The sequence below is a fragment of the Porphyromonas canoris genome, from assembly GCF_000765975.1.
In the GTDB taxonomy this organism is placed as follows: Bacteria; Bacteroidota; Bacteroidia; order Bacteroidales; family Porphyromonadaceae; genus Porphyromonas_A; species Porphyromonas_A canoris.
Genome location: NZ_JQZX01000012.1, coordinates 167,953 through 190,516, shown reverse-complemented (window position 1 = coordinate 190,516; position 22,564 = coordinate 167,953). Strand labels below are relative to the sequence as shown.

19 protein-coding genes are annotated in these 22,564 nt (G+C 45.5%); 16 read left to right on the top strand and 3 right to left on the bottom strand.

The window, feature by feature from the left end:
* Positions 1-5: 5 nt before the first annotated feature.
* Complete coding sequence (locus HQ29_RS07275) at positions 6-779, bottom strand: ion transporter (RefSeq protein ID WP_052089953.1); 774 nt, start codon at positions 777-779, stop codon at positions 6-8.
* Positions 780-1,006: 227 nt separating this feature from the next.
* Here HQ29_RS07275 and HQ29_RS07270 point away from each other — a divergent pair, with 227 nt between their 5' ends.
* The 10 genes from HQ29_RS07270 to HQ29_RS07220 all read left to right on the top strand — a co-directional run bounded on the left by HQ29_RS07270 (position 1,007) and on the right by HQ29_RS07220 (position 14,779).
* On the top strand, positions 1,007-1,723 hold the full coding sequence (locus tag HQ29_RS07270) for a hypothetical protein (protein WP_036868755.1): 717 nt from the start codon (positions 1,007-1,009) through the stop codon (positions 1,721-1,723).
* Between the two features lie 13 nt (positions 1,724-1,736).
* On the top strand, positions 1,737-2,333 hold the full coding sequence (locus HQ29_RS09955; protein WP_052089951.1) for a LuxR C-terminal-related transcriptional regulator: 597 nt from the start codon (positions 1,737-1,739) through the stop codon (positions 2,331-2,333).
* A 51-nt stretch (positions 2,334-2,384) separates the two neighbouring features.
* Positions 2,385-3,005, top strand: coding sequence for an outer membrane beta-barrel protein (locus HQ29_RS07260; RefSeq protein WP_036789995.1), 621 nt, complete (start codon positions 2,385-2,387; stop codon positions 3,003-3,005).
* A 508-nt stretch (positions 3,006-3,513) separates the two neighbouring features.
* A complete protein-coding gene (locus HQ29_RS07255) occupies positions 3,514-6,168 on the top strand; it encodes a dipeptidyl-peptidase 3 family protein (RefSeq protein ID WP_052089949.1) in 2,655 nt (884 codons plus the stop codon).
* A gap of 39 nt (positions 6,169-6,207) precedes the next feature.
* Positions 6,208-7,491, top strand: coding sequence for an adenylosuccinate synthase (locus tag HQ29_RS07250; RefSeq protein ID WP_036868754.1), 1,284 nt, complete (start codon positions 6,208-6,210; stop codon positions 7,489-7,491).
* A gap of 110 nt (positions 7,492-7,601) precedes the next feature.
* Positions 7,602-8,303 carry an energy transducer TonB gene (locus HQ29_RS07245; protein ID WP_036789989.1) on the top strand — a complete coding sequence of 234 codons (702 nt, stop codon included), beginning with the start codon at positions 7,602-7,604 and terminating at the stop codon, positions 8,301-8,303.
* 270 nt (positions 8,304-8,573) lie between these two features.
* Positions 8,574-8,996: a large-conductance mechanosensitive channel protein MscL gene (mscL, locus tag HQ29_RS07240; protein WP_036868997.1), complete on the top strand. Its 423-nt coding sequence runs from the start codon at positions 8,574-8,576 to the stop codon at positions 8,994-8,996.
* A 648-nt stretch (positions 8,997-9,644) separates the two neighbouring features.
* Positions 9,645-12,656 carry a protein translocase subunit SecDF gene (secDF, locus tag HQ29_RS07230; RefSeq protein ID WP_036868751.1) on the top strand — a complete coding sequence of 1,004 codons (3,012 nt, stop codon included), beginning with the start codon at positions 9,645-9,647 and terminating at the stop codon, positions 12,654-12,656.
* Between the two features lie 272 nt (positions 12,657-12,928).
* Positions 12,929-14,338, top strand: coding sequence for a signal peptidase I (gene lepB / locus HQ29_RS07225; RefSeq protein ID WP_394332370.1), 1,410 nt, complete (start codon positions 12,929-12,931; stop codon positions 14,336-14,338).
* A gap of 15 nt (positions 14,339-14,353) precedes the next feature.
* Positions 14,354-14,779 (top strand): hypothetical protein, encoded by a 426-nt coding sequence (locus HQ29_RS07220; RefSeq protein ID WP_036868748.1) that lies wholly within the window; start codon positions 14,354-14,356, stop codon positions 14,777-14,779.
* Between the two features lie 67 nt (positions 14,780-14,846).
* Here the strand turns inward: HQ29_RS07220 and HQ29_RS07215 are convergent, their stop codons facing one another.
* Together HQ29_RS07215 and HQ29_RS07210 are read right to left on the bottom strand one after the other, a co-directional pair.
* Entirely contained in the window at positions 14,847-15,563 is a 717-nt protein-coding gene (locus HQ29_RS07215; RefSeq protein WP_036868747.1) for a DUF3307 domain-containing protein, read from the bottom strand.
* On the bottom strand, positions 15,560-16,204 hold the full coding sequence (locus HQ29_RS07210; protein ID WP_036844771.1) for a hypothetical protein: 645 nt from the start codon (positions 16,202-16,204) through the stop codon (positions 15,560-15,562). The genes HQ29_RS07215 and HQ29_RS07210 overlap by 4 nt, the downstream gene beginning before the upstream one ends.
* A 1,022-nt stretch (positions 16,205-17,226) precedes the next feature.
* Between HQ29_RS07210 and HQ29_RS09950 the strand changes: the two genes are divergently transcribed.
* From HQ29_RS09950 to HQ29_RS07175, 6 genes are read left to right on the top strand one after another with little or no spacing between them, the layout of a single operon-like run.
* Positions 17,227-18,339: a DUF4837 family protein gene (locus HQ29_RS09950; RefSeq protein ID WP_052089948.1), complete on the top strand. Its 1,113-nt coding sequence runs from the start codon at positions 17,227-17,229 to the stop codon at positions 18,337-18,339.
* Positions 18,340-18,370: 31 nt separating this feature from the next.
* Positions 18,371-19,492 (top strand): 4-hydroxythreonine-4-phosphate dehydrogenase PdxA, encoded by a 1,122-nt coding sequence (gene pdxA, locus HQ29_RS07195; protein ID WP_036868744.1) that lies wholly within the window; start codon positions 18,371-18,373, stop codon positions 19,490-19,492.
* 51 nt (positions 19,493-19,543) lie between these two features.
* A complete protein-coding gene (locus HQ29_RS07190; protein ID WP_036789959.1) occupies positions 19,544-20,002 on the top strand; it encodes an adenylyltransferase/cytidyltransferase family protein in 459 nt (152 codons plus the stop codon).
* A 12-nt stretch (positions 20,003-20,014) separates the two neighbouring features.
* On the top strand, positions 20,015-20,746 hold the full coding sequence (locus HQ29_RS07185) for an SDR family NAD(P)-dependent oxidoreductase (protein ID WP_036789956.1): 732 nt from the start codon (positions 20,015-20,017) through the stop codon (positions 20,744-20,746).
* Between the two features lie 15 nt (positions 20,747-20,761).
* A complete protein-coding gene (locus HQ29_RS07180) occupies positions 20,762-21,721 on the top strand; it encodes a CDP-alcohol phosphatidyltransferase family protein (protein WP_052089945.1) in 960 nt (319 codons plus the stop codon).
* Positions 21,708-22,556, top strand: coding sequence for a 1-acyl-sn-glycerol-3-phosphate acyltransferase (locus HQ29_RS07175; protein ID WP_036868742.1), 849 nt, complete (start codon positions 21,708-21,710; stop codon positions 22,554-22,556). The genes HQ29_RS07180 and HQ29_RS07175 overlap by 14 nt, the downstream gene beginning before the upstream one ends.
* Positions 22,557-22,564 lie beyond the last annotated feature (8 nt).

Sequence of the window (22,564 nt, the reverse complement as noted above, 5' to 3'; positions counted from 1 at the left end):
AAACGTTATTCCGAATCCCGCTCTTTTCTAAGCTCGTCCAAATAGCTCGCTGTTATCACACCCGACGGCAGAGCAATAATAGCCACACCAAACAGGGAAGACAACATACTGATGGCTCTTCCCATTTCCGTCACGGGACAGAGATCGCCATATCCTACGGTGGTAAGGGTTACGGTCGCCCAGTAAAGAGCATCAAAGAAAGAAGAGAATGTCGGTTCTCCAGTTTTCGGATTGATATACGGCTCCGTGTTGAACATCACCAGAGCAGTAAGGAAGATATAGAAAAGAGCTATCACCAGCACAGAGAGCAGCACTTTCTTCTCCTTTTTCAGCACATTCAGAAAGATGGCAAGCTTATCCGTATATCGGAAAAACTTAAACAGCCGGAATATCCGCACCAGACGGGAAAGCCTGAAAACCTTCAACGCAGGAGAGAATATAGCCAAAGCCGGCAGTATGGAGAGAAGATCCACAATAGCCATGATGGTAAAAGGATAGATAAGGAAAGACCATCCACCTCTCTTCAGTTTAAGATCGGCAGTACTCCAACGCAGCACATAGTCCACGATAAAGATGCAGACGGTTACCAGCTCCATCTGCCGGAATATCGGATAATTCGTCATGAACATAAGGGGTACGATGCTCACCATTATGGCTATGACCATAAAAATATCGTAGGCATGGCTCCATCTGTTGCCACACTCTCCTTTTTCTATAAGGATAAAGAGTCGTTCTCTCAGCGACTGCGGCTGATACGGCTTAGCATTATTCGGGGACATTATCTCTATTAAAGTTTTTTATCTATTTCGGATGTAAAGTTACAAGTTTGGATAAAAAACAAGCCTTTCCTCCGATGAACTTGCAGCCTAAACCGGCAGAGGAAAGAGTAAAAACAGCCGTATCACTCATCTTGTGGGCATTAAAAGCCCCGTTTATAGCCTAATATTGCTTGTTTTTCCTATCTTTGGAATGGTATATAGTACCACTTTATGCCGGAAACAGACCGATGACTACCATACTCATACAAGAAAACAGTGTACTCAGCAACGTGGTAAGGCAGCACGTCATACTGCTTCCCATGCTTAACCGATTTGGGATACGTCTCGGATTGGGAGACAAGAGTATGAAGGCTGTATGCGAAGAAAAAGGAATAGATATAGAGTCCTTCCTTCACATTGCAAACAGCTACATAGACCCCTCATACCTGAAGAAGGTCAGACTCTCTCCGTTCTATCCTCAAATGATGGCGGACTACCTTGCAAGGACAAATGCTTTCTATATTGATGCACAGATACCCAATATAGAGGTACATATGTCTCCTCTATTGCGCGACAGCAACGACAATCCTTCGCTAAAGCTCTTGTCAAGATTTTTGGGAGAGTTCAAAGAGTTGCTCTTAAAACGGATAGCCCACGATACAGAAGTGCTTCTCCCCCACTTCAGGGCTCTTAACGAGAGACTCGGACAGGATATCAAACGTATCACTCTCGGCACTCCGTCCGAAGAGACGACAGATAAGAGCGAAGAGCTGATAAGCGATATTCAGGAAGTGATGATTAAGCACTTATCCGGCGAGTTCAACGACAACTTAAGCTATGCCGTGCTGTTCAGCCTCGTCATGATCGAAAAAGATCTCGCGTGCAACAACAGACTAAGACGCCGACTCTTCTTCCCCATGCTGCGAGCCATGGAAGCAGAGTTGGGTGTAGAGCATATAAAATAGGAGAGAACCTCACATGGCATCATCCAAGACATACGTAGCGATAGTAATTTCCGAGACCCTCCGCAGGGCGGGGCTTGAGTTTATACTGCGCTCTGTCGGGGAAAGATGCCTCATAGACACGTTCGACAGCTTTCAGATCTTCTTCGCATCGGACATCGAAAGGTACGACATCGTCTATATGGAGGACACGCAGCTGGTTCTTAACGAGGAGGCTCTACGAGGTCGCAAGTTTCGTATCGTGCCGGTCTACACCAACAGAGTTCCGCTTCCGGACTCTCCGGAAGATATACAAGGGATATGTACTCAGTGGGATGCCGGAGAGATCAGGAGCGCATTGGTTCAAACTCTCAAGCGGAGGCTTTACTCTCCAAACATGGCAAAGGATCTCTCTCTCCGCGAAATGGAGGTCTTGAAAGAGGTATCCCTCGGACGCACCAACAAAGAGATAGCAGATCTCTTGGACATCAGTATGAATACGGTGATGACTCACCGCAAAAACATCACCACAAAACTGGGAATAAAGACCGTGTCCGGTCTCACGTTTTATGCTCTCATGAACGGAATACTTTCTTCGGAAGAGGTAGAGAGCGTAGTGGGCGGAGACGTTTAGTATTAACTATAAAAACAGAAATTTCTAACCCTTAAAACAGTGTATTTTATCATGAAAAAAAGATTACTTACTCTCGTAGCACTTCTTGCTTTCGCCTTGCCTGTGGCGGCATCTGCTCAGATAGACATTTTTGTAAAGGCGGGAGCCAATTTCTCTCAGTTCCCAAACAAGCCATTGGATATTAAAGCACAAGATATACTTTCTGCTCATGCAGGTTTGGGTGTCGAGGTGGGAGTGCCATTCTTGCCATTGTATGCAGATGCGGCTCTTCTCTACTCCAGAAAAGGAGCAAACATCTTCGACAAGAGCAAAGATGCAACAGAAAAAATTCGCGAAGACCTCTTGATCATCCCTTTGAATGCAAAGGTCAAACTGGACTTCTTTGAGAATTTCGGAGTGATTTTGTTTGCCGGGCCCAACTTTGCTTACTCTATCAGCAACAACTTCGACCAGCTCAAAACACAGTCGTTCAACGAAGTTAAGTTCAACAAGGCAAGCTTCGGATTCCAAGCCGGTATGGGTATCGAGTTGTTCGAGAAGCTACAAATCACCGCTCAATACGAAGCTCCGTTCAAGAGCAACTATCAGTACACCGGCACAAGTGCACTCATAGAAAACTTCTACAACAACAAAAACAAGACAATAACCATATCTGCGGCATATCTATTCTGATCCTGCAGACATTCTTATATCGGGAGGCTGTGTCGGGATATTGTCTTGACACAGCCTCTTGAATGTGAGAACATATCGGACAGAATCATCTGACACAAAGATTTAAGAGCGGTAGCGCCTTATCAATCCGTCTCATTTTGTGAGGAGAGTAGGGGCAGGAGAAGAAACAATAGAAAAGGCTCTGCCATATTACCCCCTTTCAAAAAGATTTTGAACCCGTTTGAAAGTTCTTTTTAACTCGTAAACAAACTCTTCTGAACAGCAACAATTCTCAAAACCAAAGCATGATTTGCAGCATTCAAGGTTCGACTTACACCATTCAAAGCTTGAATAGTGCAAACCAAGATCCGGTTTTCACTTTTTATCCTGTTCAGGAGAGAAAATAAACAGGATCAAACCATCTTTTGAAAGGCTATATCGCAACTCTTTCATTCCATGAGAACAGAAGCGTACCGCTTATGGTCCGAAACCGATACCGGCTCCATCTTTCACCTAACACTTATCCCCAATGAGCAACTTTTTAGTAGATAAATTTGCAGACATCCTCATTCTCCGCTACGATGTCGATAGCTTCTCGAAGCTGTCCCGCAGGAGAAAGCTCTATCTCTACTTCCTCTCCGAAGCTACCCTTAGAGGACGAGACATTCTCTTCGATCAACACCATCCGTACAACCTGTTCCTCCGAGAGGCTGTCTCCGAAATGGTCGCAGCTGCGAGCCTGGATACGGAAAAAGAAGAGTACGATGCTCTGCTCTGCTACTACAAGCAAATCCTTTTCACATCCGGTATTCATCACCATTACAGTGAGAGGAAACACGAACCGCTTTTCAGCTCTCGCTACCTCTCCTTACTATGGGAAAAGATCGATGAAAACAAGCGCAACGAATGGAGAGATAGTGGTTTCGATAAAGAGTTGCTGCTCGAATACATCTTCAATAAAGAGTTTGCTCCCATAAGGACAGCCGAAAACGTAGAAGAATCATCGGTAAACTTCTACGACAAAGGCATTACCACAGAAGAGATCGAAGCGTTCTACTCCGCCCGTTCCAAAGGTCCGGAACTCTCTCCGGGTCTGCAAAGCAAGCTCAGGAAAAATGCCGACAACAACCTCTATGAAGAGACATACAGCACCTCCGGCAGATATGCTCCGGCTCTCAAACGGATAGTAGCAGCCCTTAGAGCAGCATACTTCTATGCCGAAACAGACCGGGAGAAAGCGATCATAGAGAAGCTCACGACCTACTATAAGAGTGGAGCGGATGAAGATTTCAGAGCATATTCTTTGGCTTGGCTCAATCACTCCCCCGACAAAACCGATGTCGACTTCATCAATGGCTTTATAGAGACTTATCAAGACCCCTTGGGAAGAAAAGCCACATGGGAAGGTCTGGTACAGCTTTACGACAGAGAGGCTTCTCGACGCACGAAGCTGCTATCCGATAATGCCCGTTGGTTCGAGGAGCATAGCCCGGTCAGCCCGGCACATCGTAAGCCCGAAGTGAAAGGCATTCAGGCTTCCGTCATAGAAGCATTGATGTTGGGAGGCGACTGCTACCCGGCATCTCCTCTCGGAATCAACCTGCCCAACAACAACACCATAAGAGAGAGATACGGCTCCAAGTCCGTTACCCTGTCGAACATATCCCATGCAGTGGATAGCACGCTCTACTCCGGAGAGTATCTCGAAAGCTTCTTCCTGAAAGAAGAGGTAAGAAGACGAATCATGACATTCGGCTCTCTGACCAATGATCTCCATACCGATCTTCACGAGTGTCTTGGTCACGGTTCCGGAAGACTCGAAGAAGGCGTCTCGGAAGATGCCCTTAAAGAGTGGAGTGCAACCATAGAAGAGGCACGGGCGGACCTGTATGCATTGTACTACATTGCAGACTCGAAGCTGGTGGAGATGGGGCTTCTTCCGGAAGATGCTTATAAGGCACAGTACGACCTGTACGTTACCGGCGGAGCCATTATTCAGCTTGCCCGTCTGAAACAAGGGGAAAAGATACAGGAGTCGCACATGAGAAACAGAGCGCTCATCGCCCGATACCTATTGGACAAATGCGGGGCGGACTGTTTGGAACTAAAGCAAAACGAAGCAGGAGATTTCTTTATAGAGATTCACTCATACACGAAGCTGAGAGAGAATATAGGGCATCTGCTCTATCGGATACAAGAGATCAAGAGCAAAGGGTTATACGAAGAGGCGGAGAAGATTATACGTACATACGCCACGGATGTCCCGTCCGAGATATACGTTTCTGCAAAAAAACGCTTCGATGCACTGCGATTATCCCCATTCAAAGGGTTTATCAATCCGAGAATGGAAGCGCGATATTCGTCCGACGGAAGCGTGGAGGAGTTTACGCTGGATACGTCCGAGACCTATCTGGAACAGATGAACAGATACAACAAAGTATACAGAACACTTCCTCTGTGTAACGACAGTCCGAACAGTGCAAAGAGTCGGACACTGGAGCTTGGCAGGTATCACGACACCTTCAAACAGCTCAGAAGAAGACTGCATAATGCTATGGATGGCGTTGTGGCAGAGAGCATGAGAAAAGGAGGTATCGAACACAGAACAAACTTCGGTGTTACCCTGTTTCGTTTGAAAGAGATAGCCAAGACGATGGAGCCGGATCCGGAGCTGATAGAACTGCTAAGGTATCAGAAAGAGGTGCGCGAGTTTCCTCTACTATCCATCTTCATGCTGCAAGGCCAAGAGCTTGACTATCTCCAAGCAGTAGAGAGATGCGGAGATGTGGAGACATTGGAAGAGGCGGAGCAGCTCGTTCGCGAACTGCTTGTTCACCAATCTTACGTCTACACTCTCGTTGATGATCTGCTGTATACGCCTCATCACGATGGCATTGTGGCTTCCATTCCACACCTGCTATTGGCTCAGTCAAGTATGCAAAAGCGTGTGATGCCTCCTGCTTCCACCCTCGAAAAGTGGATCGAAAGGGTAAAACACTCCATCTGTTCAGAGGTGGTTTCGGAGACGGAACAGGTACTCATTTTACGCTGTCTGGAGAAACTTTCAGACCTAAATCCCTCTTTTGCAAAAGAGTGCCGTACACATCTCAAAGGCTATTTCGATGCAGACAATCTTTTTGCCTCGGAGATAGATTCCATTCTTCGTTTCTTTGCGGAAGAATAGTTATATTTGTATCACAATACGAACAACCTCAAATACGTTATGCAGCAAGTAGATGTTCTTTTAGGTCTCCAATGGGGAGACGAAGGAAAAGGCAAAATAGTGGACGTTCTTACGCCCAAATATGATTTGGTAGCACGCTTTCAAGGAGGTCCTAATGCCGGACACACTTTGGAGTTTGAAGGTAAGAAATATGTCCTGCGCTCTATTCCTTCCGGCATATTTCAAGGTAACAAGATCAACATCATAGGCAATGGCGTGGTGTTGGATCCCATATTGTTCAAGCAAGAAGCAGAAGCACTGATGGAGTCGGGGCACGATATTCGGAGGTGTCTGTATATTTCGCGCAAAGCTCATCTCATACTCCCCACTCACCGTTTATTGGATCAAGCCAGAGAAGCAGCAAAAGGAGCCGGAAAGATCGGTACTACCGGCAAAGGCATAGGCCCCACTTATACGGATAAGATAAGTCGTAACGGATTGCGAGTAGGCGACATCGAACTTGACATTAAAGCGAAATACGATAAGATTAAGAGCGATCACTTCAAGATCTTGGCGGCTCTGCACTACGTGCAAGATACGGCTGCGATGGACAAAGAGTGGTTCGATGCAATAGAGTTTCTAAAGAGTTTTCGCTTCATAGACAGCGAGTTTTTCATCAACGATGCCTTACAGAACAACAAAGCAATACTTGCGGAAGGGGCTCAAGGCACGTTGCTGGATATAGATTTCGGTTCATATCCGTTCGTTACATCCTCTAATACTGTGACGGCAGGCGCTTGTACCGGACTGGGAGTCTCTCCAAAAAGAATCGGGAAAGTATTCGGTATCTTCAAGGCATACTGTACACGAGTTGGAAGCGGCCCGTTCCCGACAGAGCTTCATGACGCTACCGGCGAGGAGATGTGCCGTAAAGGCAATGAGTTTGGCTCGGTAACGGGAAGAAAAAGACGCTGTGGCTGGCTCGACCTTGTGGCTCTACGCTACTCCGTGATGCTTAATGGCGTGACAGACTTAATCATGATGAAGAGCGATGTACTTGATATGTTTGAGGAGATTAACGTCTGCACATCCTACATCATAGACGGTAAGGAGACAGACCAGTTCCCATTCTCCGCTGAAATGGATATTACTCCTGTCTACAAGATCTTCGATGGCTGGCAGGAAGATATGACCAAAGTGGAAAAAGAAGAGGAGTTCCCGGCTGCATTCAAGACCTATCTGAACTTCATAGAAGAGTATCTGGGAGTATCGATCTCTGTGGTTTCCGTAGGACCCGATCGCAAGCAGACTATCCTAAGAAAAGGTTTCATGTCCGAAAAGTAACTCTTACACGGAAAATCCTTGCATATATCCTCAACTATATCTAACTTTGGCAAAGCACGCAGAAGGTGCTTTCAGTAGGAAATACAAATAACAATTTAGATACAAGTACTATGGAACAAAAGAAAACGCCTCGTGCGAATCTTGAGAGTCGCAAGTCGACATTCTTCCTAATGGGGCTTGTGGTAGCACTCTCGGCTGTATTCACAGCATTTGAATGGGGTAAAAGAGACCTCGTTTTTAACGAGATTGCTACAGTCAGTACCTTTATAGAAGAAGAAGAGATCGAGATTACGCCTCCTGAAGAAACGCCTCCACCCGAACTGCCACCGCCTGATACAAAAGTGGTTGCAGATATTATCAACGTAGTGGAAGACGAAGTAAAGGTAGAAAACCAAGAGCTTCTCAGCGTGGATGATGCCTTGAACAAAGTTCAGGAAGTAACATTTACTCCTCCTCCTGCATCTGTTCGTAAGGTAGAGCAAGCGAGTGAAGAGATCCACGACTTTGTGGAAGAAGATCCTGAATTTCCCGGTGGTAACAACAAGATTCGCCCTTGGTTGGCAAGCAAGTTGGTTTATCCTCAAATCGCAGCAGACAATGGAATCCAAGGACGTGTTCGTGTAGGATTCGTTGTAAACAAGGACGGTTCTATCGTGGATGTTCATATCGTTACAGGTATCGAGCCTTCTCTGGACAAAGAAGCGATGCGCGTAGTGAAGCAAATGCCTAAATGGAAACCGGGCAAGCAAGCAGGTCTTCCGGTGCGTTGCCGTTACGAAGTAACAGTAATATTCCAGCTACAGAACGCTTAAGAATATAAAGACAGACATAAAAGAGACACAGCTAAACGACAAAATCTGATGGCTGTGTCTCTTTTCTTATATGAAACGATAGATAAAAGAGAAGCAAAAACTTTTGTTTTTTATTATCTTTGCCGACAGAGGGGGTCTTTGTAAAGCCAAAACTAAAAAATCGTACAACTTTACCTCCAAAGATTCTCAAAGAGTTTAGATATCTGCTTCTGAAGAATGATAACAACCGGAGAGGCAGCAAGTATTAACATCAAAAACAGAAAGATTAGAATGGGCTTAATTAAAGAATTCAAAGAATTTGCCGTTAAAGGTAACGTAGTAGACATGGCAGTCGGTATCATCATCGGTGGAGCTTTTGGAAAAATTGTTTCATCGCTTGTAAACGATGTCATCATGCCTCCGATAGGTAAGCTGCTCGGTGGAGTCAACTTTACAGACCTAAAGGTTGTCATCTCTCAAGCAGTCATGGAAGGAGAACAAGTGATCGCAGAAGAAGTGGCTATCAGATACGGAGCTTTCATCCAGACCGTTGTGGACTTCCTCATCATTGCTTTTGTCATCTTCCTGATGATTAAAGGCATGAACTCTCTTCGCAAGAAAGAGGAAGCTGCACCGACCGAACCGGCAGCGCCACCGGCAGATATTCAGCTTCTCACAGAGATCAGAGATCTTCTTCGCAAGGAAAACCGCTAAGGCAAAAAGCCGTGCTACCTCTGCGTATCACCTCAAAAAAAATACAGAGACAACCACTTGGGGTTCAAAGCTCCCGAGTGGTTGTCTCTCCTTTTTGACGATAAAGAGAAGATCTATCCTGCCGACAAAAGAGATCGTACCTATTCAAAAAATCCTCTATACAGGGATAAATGTTGCTCTAATCGTTTACAGAGATTGAAATCACGATTCGGGTTGCAGAAATCAAGGCTTGCTTTCCACAAATCGCATCTTGATTTTCGGCGACCAAAGCATGATTTTTAGTTTTATACCTGTCAAAAGCAATTTATATCCCTATTCAAATAACTTTTTGAACAGGTCAAAACAATATTTTCAGAGAAGAAAAGGAGAGAAGAAACAGCTAAAAATCGTCCGCAAAAAGGAGACCATCAAGAGCCGAACCCGACCAAACAAGAGAGCAGAGAGCAGAAAGAGACAAACCAAAAGCAAATCTCATGGAAATCAGACTGCACAAATAGCTCATTTTTATGAAGAAAGTAGCCTCAATGTATGAATTTTAATAGTAAAAAATTGTATCTTTGCCAATCAAAGTGCCCGTGCGTCAAACCACGGTATACGTCTGAAAAGATTGAGCAAACGAATAAAATTTAATAACATAATCACAAACAGATGCAAAACAAAGGTTTAGTCAAGATTGTAGCTCTCCTTATGGTAGTCCTCAGTGCGTGGTATCTCTCGTTTACTTTCGTATCGAGCAGATATACTTCTGCGGCAAAGGAGTATGCTCAAGGCGATCCAATGAAAGAGATCAGATACTTGGATTCGCTCTCTAACAAGACAGTGTGGTTCGGACACACACTAAAAGAAGTACGTGCCCAAGAGATCGGATTGGGTCTTGACCTCAAAGGGGGTATGAACGTAGTGCTTGAGCTCAATCAGGCAGACGTGCTACGCTCACTCTCCGGTAACAGCCAAGATCCCAACTTCCTAAAGGCTATCGAAGAAGCAAACAAGAAAAAGACTCAAAGCCAAAAGGACTTTGTAACGCTCTTTATCGAAGAGTTTCACAAAGCGGATCCGGGTGCGAGACTTGCTGCTATCTTTAGCACGCTCGAACTAAAGGACAGAATCCCAACCACTGCATCCGATTCAGACGTAGAAAAAGTACTTAGAAGCGAAGTGAACGATGCGATAGACAGCTCTTTCAAGGTGCTTCGTAACCGTATCGACCGCTTCGGGGTTGTGGCTCCAAACATCCAAAGATTGGAGAACAACAGCCGTATCCTTATAGAGCTTCCGGGTATCAAAGAGCCGGAACGTGTACGTAAACTTCTTCAAGGTGCTGCGAACCTTGAGTTTTGGGAAACAGCGGACATGTCTGAAGTGTTCCGCCCTCTTCTCAATGCAAACGATGCTCTTGCTGCTCTCAACAAGCGTGGAAGCAGGCAAGAAGTAGAGACACCGGCAGAAGTGGCTGCTCCAGAAGCAGAAGCGGAAACCGCTCCGGCAGAAACGGAAGCAGCTCCGGCAGAAGCAGACAGCACAGATCTTAGCCAACAGGTTCAAGCTCAATCCGGAACAGAGTCGCAACTATCTGCAGAAGATCAAAAGAGAGACAATCCTCTCCTTTCTGTTCTTTCTCTAAACGCCAACGTGAATGGTCAAGCCGCTCCCGGTGCTATCGTCGGATATGCTCAGGCAGCAGACATGGCGATGATAGACTCTCTTCTTTCCATACCGGAAGTGAAGGCTCAACTCCCTCGCAATATCTATCTGAGATGGTCTGCAAAACCTTATTCCGAAGAAGGCAAAGTGTATGCACTATATGCACTTAAAAGCTCTAAAAGGGATGGTTCGGCAGCTCTATCGGGTGAGGTTGTAACAGAAGCTCGTGCAGAAGTAAACAACCACGTGGGTAGAAGCGATGTGGGAGTATCTATGCACATGAACAATGAAGGTGCTAAGCAGTGGGCTCGTCTTACTCGCGACAATGTAGGAAAGCAGGTTGCCATCGTTCTTGATGGTCTTGTATATTCTGCTCCGGTAGTAAATGGTGAAATTCCTAACGGTGTTTCCAGCATCACAGGTAACTTTACACCGGACGAAGCAAACGACCTTGCCAACACACTCAAGAGTGGTAAGATGGCTGCTTCTGTAGATATAGTACAAGAAGATATTATCGGTCCGTCTCTTGGTAAAGAGGCTATCAAGGCAGGTATTATCTCATTTGTCATAGCTCTTATCATCCTTATGCTCTACATGTGTTTGGTTTACGGCTTGCTTCCGGGTATGGTTGTGAATCTTGCACTGGTATTGAACTTCTTCTTTACTCTCGGTATCTTGGCTTCTCTTCATGCCGTACTCACACTTGCAGGTATTGCCGGTCTTGTGCTTACGCTTGCTATGGCGGTGGATGCCAACGTACTTATCTTCGAGCGTATCAAGGAAGAGCTTGCCGCCGGAAAGAATATGCAACGCTCCATCAAGGATGGTTACGGCAATGCGTTCTCCGCTATTATCGACTCCAACGTTACCACTATCATCACAGGTATCATCCTGTTTATGTTCGGTACCGGTCCTATTCGCGGTTTCGCTACAACACTTGTTGTGGGTCTTATCTGTTCGTTCATTACGGCGGTGTTCATCACTCGTCTTATATTTGAAGCTCTTGCTAAGAGAGGCAAGATGGACAAAACAACCTTCACGACAGCGATTTCAAAGAACTTCCTCAAGAATCCTTCTGTCAACTTCCTTGCTAAAAGAAAGATTTCTGCCACTGTATTCGGACTTCTTATTGCTGCCGGTATCGCGGCGTTGGCGACTATCGGACTTAATGCGGGTATCGACTTTACAGGTGGTCGTAACTATATCGTGAAGTTTGATAAGAATGTTTCGACAGCGGAAGTAGCATCTATGTTGAACGACGAACTTTCCGGCAATGTACGTGTAATCAATATCGGTACTCCGGATCAAGTGCGTATCTCTACCAACTATCGTATCACAGATACTAACCCGAATACGGATGAAGAGATCGAGAAGCTGGTATTTGAAGGCGTGAAAAGCCTTCTTCCGGAAGGAACATCCTTCGATACTTTTGTAGACAAGTATGTACAAAGCTCACAAAAGGTAGGAGCAACCATGGCGGATGACATTCAAAGAGATGCTCTTATTGCCGTGGCAATATCTCTTATCTTCATGGCTCTCTATATCCTTATACGTTTCCGCGACATTGCATTCTCCGCAGGAGCATTCGTCTCAGTAACGGTAAATACATTCTCTATCATAGCTCTGTATGCTATTCTTTGGAAGATCATGCCATTCTCTATGGAGGTCGACACAACGTTCATAGCAGCGTTGTTGGCTATCATTGGTTACTCTATCAATGACACTGTGGTAGTCTTCGACCGTATCCGTGAGGTATCGGGCATCTATCCTAACAAGAATAAGAGAGAAGTATTTAACAATGCGTTGAACTCTACACTTGCTCGTACAATCAACACATCTCTTACAACACTTATCACCATCATTGTTATCTTCATCCTTGGAGGTCCTACAATCCGAAGCTTTACATTTGCAATGATCCTCGGAGTGGTGATCGGTACTATCAGTACACTCTTTGTTGCTTCGCCGATAGCATACCTGATCGCAAGCAGAAAAGAGAGAAACAAAGAAGAGAAGTAAGCACAACCGATAACCCGACTCTCCTTATAAAGGAGATCGAATACATAGAGAGGCTTCCTAAGACAGACTTAGGAAGCCTCTTTGCTTCTACTCTTATCACAATCAGGAGCATCCAAAACAAATTACAAATATTTATGTACCTTTGGTAGAGCTTATATGAGCCTTTCACACAATGGTTTTGTGTATAGACTCTCTCCTTTGAAGATTTTCGGCAAAGGAGCAAGGGCTTTGTATTATAAAGAATCAGCAACAGAACAATGAATAAAGATATACTGAAAAATAAACCTCTAAAAACGTGGATTAAGTTCTCCATCGTCCTCATTCTATACATTCTATTCTGCATTTGGGTAGGTTCCCCGTGGCTTTGGCCGGGTGTACTCCTCATCATAGACGGCTATATCACCAAGAAGATCAACTGGCGTTGGTGGAAGTCGTCCAGGAATCCCAAAGTGGTGAGTGCGATGAAGCTGTTGGAAGATATCGTTGTGGTGGTCTTCTCAGTGCATGTTTTCTTCCTGTTTTTCTTTCAAAACTATCAGATTCCTACCTCTTCGCTGGAGAAAAGCTACCTTGTGGGCGACTATCTGTTAGTATCCAAGTTGAGCTACGGACCTCGTATGCCGCAAACTCTTATCTCGTTTCCCATCATACACAACACCTTCTTTTGGGGAGGAAAGAGCTATTTGGACAAACCGCAAGCAGAGTATCGCCGTTTGAAGGGATTCGGTTCAGTCAAACGCAATGATATCGTTGTCTTCAACTTTCCGGCGGGAGATACCATAGCCCTTAAAGAGCAAAATCCGGACTACTATACACTGGTAAACACATATGGCAGACAGTATCTCCGAGAGAACAAAGAGAGATTCGGGGAGATCATTTACAGACCTGTGGATAAGCGCGAACACTATGTCAAAAGGTGCATAGGCTTACCCGGCGACTCTCTTGAAGTGAGAAACAACGACGTCTATATCAATGGAGAGAGAATCAAAGACCCGAAAAACCTGCAACACACCTACTATATTCAAACCGACGGAAGAGCCATACCGGAACAGCTGCTCGATGATCTCAAGATCTCTATGGACGATCGCAAGGTGTTGTTGGACGGTTCGGCGCCGCAAAACTTCGGCTTCTTCCAATATCTGAAGCTGGATACCTTATCGAATGGAAGCTACGGACTGATCCATCAGCTGCCGTTGACTCAAGAGATGGTAAAGCAGATCAAAGCAGTCTCCTCCGTTAAGAATGTAGTTATAGAGCCTTCTCCCTCCGCAGAAGACGATCCGACCTATCCTGTGGACATGAAAAAATCGTGGACAAGAGACAACTACGGTCCTATCTGGATACCTAAAAAGGGAGCGACTATCAATCTCACTTTGGAAAATCTCCCCCTATACATCCGTTGCATACACAACTTCGAGGGGCACGTTGTCGCTGTAAAAGAGGGTCGCATATTCATTGACGGAGTGGTCTCGGACACTTATACCTTCGAGATGGACTACTACTTCATGATGGGTGATAACAGACATCGCAGTGCCGACTCCCGTGCATGGGGATTTGTACCTGAGGATCACATCGTGGGTTCACCCGTTTGGGTTTGGCTCTCACTCGATAAGGACAAAGGCTTATTCAGTGGAAAGATTCGCTGGAACAGGTTTCTCCTTCCGGCATCCAAGATAGAATAAACGGAATAACGATATATGGCTCGGAGCGGAAAGCAGAAAGATAGATCTACCAAACGTAGAACGGTCAAGATCTCTATCGGGGTTCTTACCTTGCTCTCTGCGCTTCTGCTCATAAGAGTATTTGTTTGGGAGCCGGTCCGTGTGCATAGAAGCGGTGGCAACAATGCTTCGGAGAGTGCGTGGATACTTATACAGAAAAGATTTTATGAACCTCTGAAGAGAGGCGATGCAGTGATCTTCACTCCCATCGAGTCTCCTTCAAGAGAAAAGCTCTACGGCTATATCGTGGAGGTCAAGAGAGATCCGGAACATCCCGAAATCCTTTATTATGGTATCTCCAACGAGTCGGATCCCAGGAGCAAAGCGATTTCCATCCATCGGTTGTGGTGGTGTCCACCTTCGCACATCGTGGGTAAAGCGGTTGCCTTTATACCCTTTTGACAGCAAAAATAAAAGTCTGCCTCCCGAAAGGAGCAGACTTTTTCATTTTGACAAATCGCTATTCCACTTATCTTATCAGTGCCAAAGAAACAAACCCGATCACTATGGCGATAGTAAAACTGGCTAATGTTCCGATGAGGACATACTCTGTCGTCTTGATCTCTTTAGCCTTGCTCAGATCGCCAAAGCGGAAGACGGACTTTGCCGCAAGCAGAAATCCCACACCCTCGATATGATTGGTCAAGATAAACGTGAGGATGAGTATCCGCTCCAGATAGCCTATGAACTCGCCGGCATTGGGAAGACTTGCCTCCTCTGCCTCTTTGCTCCATCTGTGGAAAAACATACTCAACACGATGGAAGTAGGTTTAAGTACCAGCAGATAAGCTATGGCAACGATCCAGAAGCCGGAAGAGATCTCATACTCTCCCAACCATTCGCACAAAGCATCCGTTCCGCCAAACAGGAAGCCCCATATCAAAAGCAGCACAGCCAGGTGTAGCAGCTGGTCTATGAAGAATGACCACGCATTTTCTCGCATAAAGGCAGACTTCAGATAGTCTATACCCAAATGAGAGACAAAGATGATGGAGGGAACGATCCACCCTCCCCACTCCTGCAAGAGCAGATAGACCACCGCCGCATGGATGAACGAGTGCACCAACAGATAGCTCCACTTCCCTGCTCCAGGCATTCTCTTTCCGGTGCAGATCTTCTTGGGCTGGAAAGCAAAATCGGCAAGAAGATGCGCCAAAAGCAGTTTCAACAGAATATCCCAACTCATAGCATCTTCTCTTTTATGATCTTTTTCGACCGGTTAATATAGAGAGCCATAAGGTTTTCCTTACCTGCTCTCAATAGTTTACCCACATTTTGCGAGCTCATTCCCATACTCATCGCCATCTCTTTTTGGGTCGAGCCATAGAGCAGAGAGGAATAGAGAGCCTTTGCCTGCGATATAGTCCATCGGGAGATGATGTCATCCGCAAAAGCAGTACTCACTTCCAGCTCTTCGTTCAGCTCTTCCCAGCGGGTCTTTACCGTAAGTCTCCGCTTCCCTATATCGTCCAGCTCCCTGCCGGAAAAGTGAAAAGCCTCTCCGTCGGAAAGCACCACTTTGTCCGACAGATAGGATACCTCTCCTATTCCGATAGCCAAACGCACATCCCAAGCCCGCTTTAGCCTTTCGGGTGTCTGCCCTTTGATGCCGGCACGGAGAAGCACTGCCATCTTCACTGCTTCCTCCGGATGCTCCACAACAATCTGAAAACTGTCCCCTCTGAAAAACTCCATCTTGGCGGGCGAGAGGGTATCTCTCAACTCCTCTACTATTCCATTGAGCATCTCCAACAGAATATCCCGATACTCTCCGCGTATTGCCGAAGAAGTAACAATATCTCCCGTTATGACTCCCCTTATATCCATACAATCTGCTTTTAGGTAAATAGTAAAACAAAGATAGGTTTTAGCCGTCAGAAAAACAACCATTTTCGGTTGTATTCTTAAAAACAACCGTTTTTGGTTGTAATCGTAAAAACAACCATTTTCGGTTGTAAAATCATCCGTTTAAGCGGTTCATAAAAGCGGATTTTCCTGATATTTCAACCGCTCTCAAGGGAGCTTTTATATAAAAATGAAGTCCTCAAAAAGCCTTTCAAAACCTCTTGCTTCAAGAGCTTTTTCCGATGACCTTCTTCTCTGAAAGATCTTAGAACATTGGCAATCAATATTCTACAAATTTTTCAATCCTGAGATTTTTTCTCCTCCCGATCGTTTTCATGCCCCGTTTTCGAGTTAATAGAAGCAAATTTTAACACCCTGTTATGTAAATAAATTCTAATGCACTTTTGGGGCAAAAAACGGCAAAAAAGAGGGCGAAAAGTACAAAACACTATCTATCAACACTATAAGCAAAAATTCCAAACACGTTAATCGAATCCGGTAAACGTGTTTAATGAAATCGGTAAACGTGTTCGTTGAAAAATTAAACACGTTAAGCCGAAAGAATATGCNACACGTTAATCGAATCCGGTAAACGTGTTTAATGAAATCGGTAAACGTGTTCGTTGAAAAATTAAACACGTTAAGCCGAAAGAATATGCTCGTTTACTGTTTTCGCTTAACAGGTATCGGAAATTGTGTTAATAAAATGGGGCGAATTTAACAATTCGCTCGTGCTCTGAAAACGACCCCTCTGATCAAAATAGAGAGACCAAAAAAAAGAAGGCATTTTTCGGGATGGAATATATAAAAATGGAGCCGGCAAGAGAGGGAAAAAAGGAGAAGAAAAAAGAGAGCTCCGAAAAAATTTTTCTTCTCATTCCTCAAAGAGAAAACGGACAAAACAAACACTTACACTCCTCAACAAAAAATAGTATCTTTGTAAAGAAGCCCAAGGGCGCAGACAGAAACATATTGCACAACCATAGAAACCTCAAAATTCGGACATGAAAAGGTACATAGATTCACTTCTCTCTTTCGCAGTATCACTTCTTGTGGTATCAGGCTTATCCTCTTGTACGGACATGAAACAGTCTCCATTCGATTCCACCGGAAAGTCTCGCGAAATGATCGTTGTGCTACCCGTTAATGAAACCGAATCAGACACCCTCAGGGAGTTTAGCAAAGAGGTTTTCAATGAGCCGGTGCCCCTGCTTCCTCAGCCGGAAGCATCCGTTGATCTCTCTTTCACATTACAGAACAACTTCACCACAATCTTCAAAGCGTATCGCAACATCCTTATCTACGATATAGATCCGAACAGATACACCCAAGGCGTTTTGCGGTTGTCGAGAAACGTTTGGGCCAAGGGGCAGAATGTCTATACGGCACAAAGTCCGGACCTCGTTACCGCTAAAGCTCTTATCAGACTGCAAGCACCGAAAATCATGGAGGAGGTGTACCGCTCGGATGTACTCAGGCACGTTACAGATTTGGAGCGGACATACAGTAGCAAGTTTGCCAAAGAGGTGGAGAAGTATATCGGTGAGGTTACGATAAATGCACCGGTAGAGATGAAGTGGACAAGGGTCAATAACGGATTTGTCTGGGCTACCGATCAGGGCGTAGGCAATCGCGGACGGATGGATATGGTGGTCTACACTTTCCCCTATACGGATGTCAATACTTTCGAGACCTCTTATCTGATCCACAAACGAGACTCCATCATGCGCCAGTGGATGCCGGGAGAGTACAAAGATTCTTATATGCAGACAGAGCATCGCGCAGATCCCATGGCGGTAAAAGGAGAAGTGAACGGTACAGCACGTGTAATCCTGCGCGGTCTCTGGAATATGCACGGAGATATGATGGGAGGACCTTTCGTGATGCACGCGATGGTGCACCCGAACGGCAAGGAGGTCTTGGTGGCAGAAGCGTTTGTGTATGCACCGGAAGTAAGAAAAAAGAGATTGATGCTCCTGAACGAGTCGGCACTCTACACGCTAAGGCTCGCAGGCGATAAGATAGAATACGGCAAACTGTTTCCCAAAGCACCCGTCATAGCTCCTTATAAGATAGAGGGCGAGAAAGCTCAAGAGGGTGAGACTTCGGAGAAGTAGTTTGTAAATATCATGGTTCAAAGACAACACAATGAGCAACAACAAAATAAAAATAGGAATCACCCCCGGAGATCCCAACGGTGTGGGCTACGAAGTGGTGATAAAAACACTTTTAGACAACTCTATTCTGGATCTGCATACACCCATTCTGTATGCCAATCCCAAAATATTTTCATTCTACAAGAAGAGCTTAGACCCGGACAATACGATACAGTACCATCTCATCCAATCGGCAGAAGAGGCAGAGCCTAATATCGTAAACATCGTGCCGACATCGGGAGAAGGAGATGACAACTTCAGGGTCAATCCCGGCTCTGCGGATATTGCCGCCGGCTCTTTTGCGGTAGCATCCCTCCTCGCAGCCAAGCGAGACCTCGATGCCGGACATATCAAGTGTATCGTTACAGGCCCTATCGACAAATATACTGCTCACCATGAAGCGTTTCCTTTCAAAGGGCATACGGAGTTTCTTACCTCCCATTTTGCCACGATCGAAAACAAATCTCTGATGCTCATGGTAGCCGGAGAGAATATCGTTGCCCCGGTAACCAATCACATTCCTCTACGCTATGTGCCGGAAGCACTATCGGTAAATCTGATCGTCGAAAAGTGTATCCTGCTGGACATGGCACTGAGAAGAGACTTCGGAATAGTGAAACCGCAGATCGCCATACTGGCTCTCAATCCTCATGCAGGCGAGAACGGACTTCTCGGTAGAGAGGAGATAGAGATCATCGGACCGGCTATCGAGACGCTGTTCAACGAGCATCAGATACACGCTTTCGGGCCTTTCTCTCCGGACGGATACTGGGGAAACAGTATGGATGAAAAGTTTGATGCAACGCTCTGTATGTATCACGATCAGGCTTTGATACCGTTTAAGATCAAACATATGCAGGTTGGAGTCAATTTCACATCAGGTCTCAACATCGTGCGTACCTCGCCCGACCATGGCACTGCCTACGATATAGCCGGCAGCGGAACAGCGGATGAGACCTCCTTCCGAAACGCTCTCTATCTTGCCATAGACGTCTATCACAACAGAGAAAGGTTTGACGAAGCTGTGCGAAATCCGCTCAGAAAAACATTCTATGACAAAGGGAAAGACATTGGTCTGGAAGACTTGCAGGTAAAAATGGAGGATGAAGAGTGAGCATCCCCAATGAAGCAAGAGACATCAGTTAACCTCTAAAGTATAAGAACTATGTTTAAGAACAAGAACATCGTGTACACATCGGGAACATTCGATATGTTCCACTACAATCATCTGCGTATGATAAACTACGCGAGAGCTCTTGCCGATATCCTTATAGTGGGTGTCAGCACAGATGAGTTGGTGAAGAGTTATAAGGCACCTCCTGTAATCCCTTTCAACGAACGGATGCAGATCATCGAAGCTCTAAAGACACCGGACATTGTTATCCCGCAACACTCTTTGGACCATACGGAGCTGGTAAAGAAGCTGAATATAGATGCTTTTGTGGTGGGAGACGATTGGACAGGCAAGTATGACTATCTGCGAGATCTCGGAGTACAGGTGTTCTACTTCCCATACGGTACCGGTGTCTCTTCGACAAGTATCAAGCAGTCTATCCAACAATCTTATGAGGCGAGCTTGAACACTGCCAGACAACACAAACCGGAGAAGATCAACAAAGGATAAAAGCACCGGAGTATGAAGACCATACTGATTACAGGAGGGACAAAGGGTATCGGCTTGGCTGTGGCTCGTGCCCTGCTTCCTTCTGCAGACCGAATGATCCTGACCTACGGAACGGATAAAGAGAGAGCGGAAGCGGTAAAGGCAGAGCTTGAAGCCGAACATCCTCATCTGAAACAGCTTCTGGTGCTCCCGAGCGATATAGAAGCTCCGGGATCTGCAAAGGTATTGGCGGATAAGCTAAAGGAAATGAACGTCATTCCGGACGCCGTCGTCCTCAACGCCGGAGTAACCAACAGAACCTCTTTTTGGGATATAGAGGAGGAGGATTGGATGAAAGTCTTGCAGGGCAATCTGCTCTACAACATCATGCTGATCCGTCATTTCGGCAAGCTCATGCCGAAAGGTTCTTGCTTCGTAGCCACCGGATCTCTCATGGGACTGCACCCTCACTCCGTCTCTATCCCCTATGGAGTATCCAAGAGCAGCCTTCATGCATTGGTCAAAAACATGGTAAAGGAGCTTTCTCCCTTAGGTATCAGGATCAATGGCGTGATCCCCGGATTCATAGACACGGAGTGGCAAAAGAACAAACCTCTTGAGGTGAGAAGAAGTATAGAGAGCAAGATTGCACTGCAAAGGTTTGCGACACCCGATGAGATAGCCAAAATCTACAAAATGATGGTGGAAACGGACTATCTCAACGGAGAACTCATAGTGGTAGATGGCGGATACAGCTACCGATAATCAAAATGACCCTTTATGTTAGATATCGAAAAAGAGGATATTCCTTCAGGTACATCCAAAAAGGATTACCTTGCATCTCTGAAGTCCATAGAGACTGAGAATAAAATTGATAGAGTATTCTATCGCAAGGTAGGATATAAAATAGCCGTGGCTCTTGTACCTACGGGTGTTTCTCCAAATACTGTAACCATTATCAGTATCCTTATAGGGGTGCTTTGCGGTCCTATGATATACTTCTCCTCAGAGAATTATATTTGGGGGCTGTTCGGTATTGCATTCCTTGTCATAGCCAATATTCTCGACTGCGTGGACGGTCAGCTCTCTCGCCTTACGGGTAAGAAAAGCAATATCGGCCGTATTCTGGACGGGATTGCAGGCGATTTGTGGTTCTTCTCTATCTATGTGGGGATCTCCATGAGGCTGGTAGCCGAACATCATACATCTATATTCTACATCTTTGCAGCCCTTTCTCTGGTATCGCATCTATCGCAAGCGGCATTGACGGACTACTATAAAACACTGCATCTTCTCTTTATCAGTCCGGAAAAAGGAGCAGAGTTTGACGATATCGAGAGCATCAACAGAAAGTACAATGATATGGAACCGGGACTGAACAAGCTGTTCTTCTGGTTCTACAAGTACTATACCACTGCTCAAATGGCAGCAACACCCAAGCTGCAAAAGATGGTCGAAACAGTACGGAGAAAGTTCAAAGGCTTCAGACTGCCCGAAGAAGAGAGTCTGCGATTCCGTAAAGGGAGTATGATAGTCATGAAGCTGATAGATCTGCTCACGTTCAACGGACGTTCCATAGTGCTTTTCATCGCCATCTTACTCCAACAGCTCTGGATCTATCTCGCTTATGAGATCGTGGTTTTGAATATTGTACTCTTCACCAGTCGCCTCCAACACGAAACGTTATGCGAGTTCTATACCGAGTATATAGAAAATAAGTACAAGAATGAAAGAGATTGATCCCATAGTTTTACACCAGGAGGATATAGAAGAGATGCTGAAAGAGGTGATATCCAATCACTCTGCCAAGTGGCTCACTCCTCGTTTGATGTCTATACTCAAGATTAACAATATCAACAATGTTCACGCCCGTAACTGCCATTTTAGAGGTCCGGCGTTTGCTCACGCCATTCTCAAAGATGAAGATATCAATGTCAGTTACAAGCTGTATGGCGCAGAACATCTGGACAATATCCCTGATGGGGCTTTCTTTTCAGTCTCTAATCATCCTTTCGGAGGGCTGGATGGCATAATGCTTCTTGATATTCTGGGGCAGAGAAGAGCAGATTACAAGATGCTTGTAAATAGCTTCCTGAGCAAGATTGGAGCGATGAACGACAGCTTCATTCCCACGCATCCTCTTATGAGACATAGGGAAGACAAGTATGACCCATCGAAGAACATCAGTGGCGTGATGCAGGTTAAGACGAGGATTTCAGAGGGGCATCCTATCGGGCTGTTCCCTGCCGGAGGAATCTCCAGATGGTCTTGGAAAAGATTTCAAATCGTCGAACAACTTTGGAAACCGAGTGCCATCCGTCTGATACGTGCCGCCAACGTTCCCGTTCTTCCGGTCTATTTTGAAGGACGAAACTCTCTGTTGTATAACATCTTCGGGATGATCAACCTGAAGATGCAGGTTGTCAGGATTCCTTGCGAGATTTTCAACAAAAAAGGAAAGACAATATCCATACACATCCGTCCGGTCATAGAACCGTCCGAGTGGCAATACATTGAAAGCGATACGGAGTTGGCAAAATTTTTTCACGATAAAACCGTACACTCTTCCACATAAAATACTTC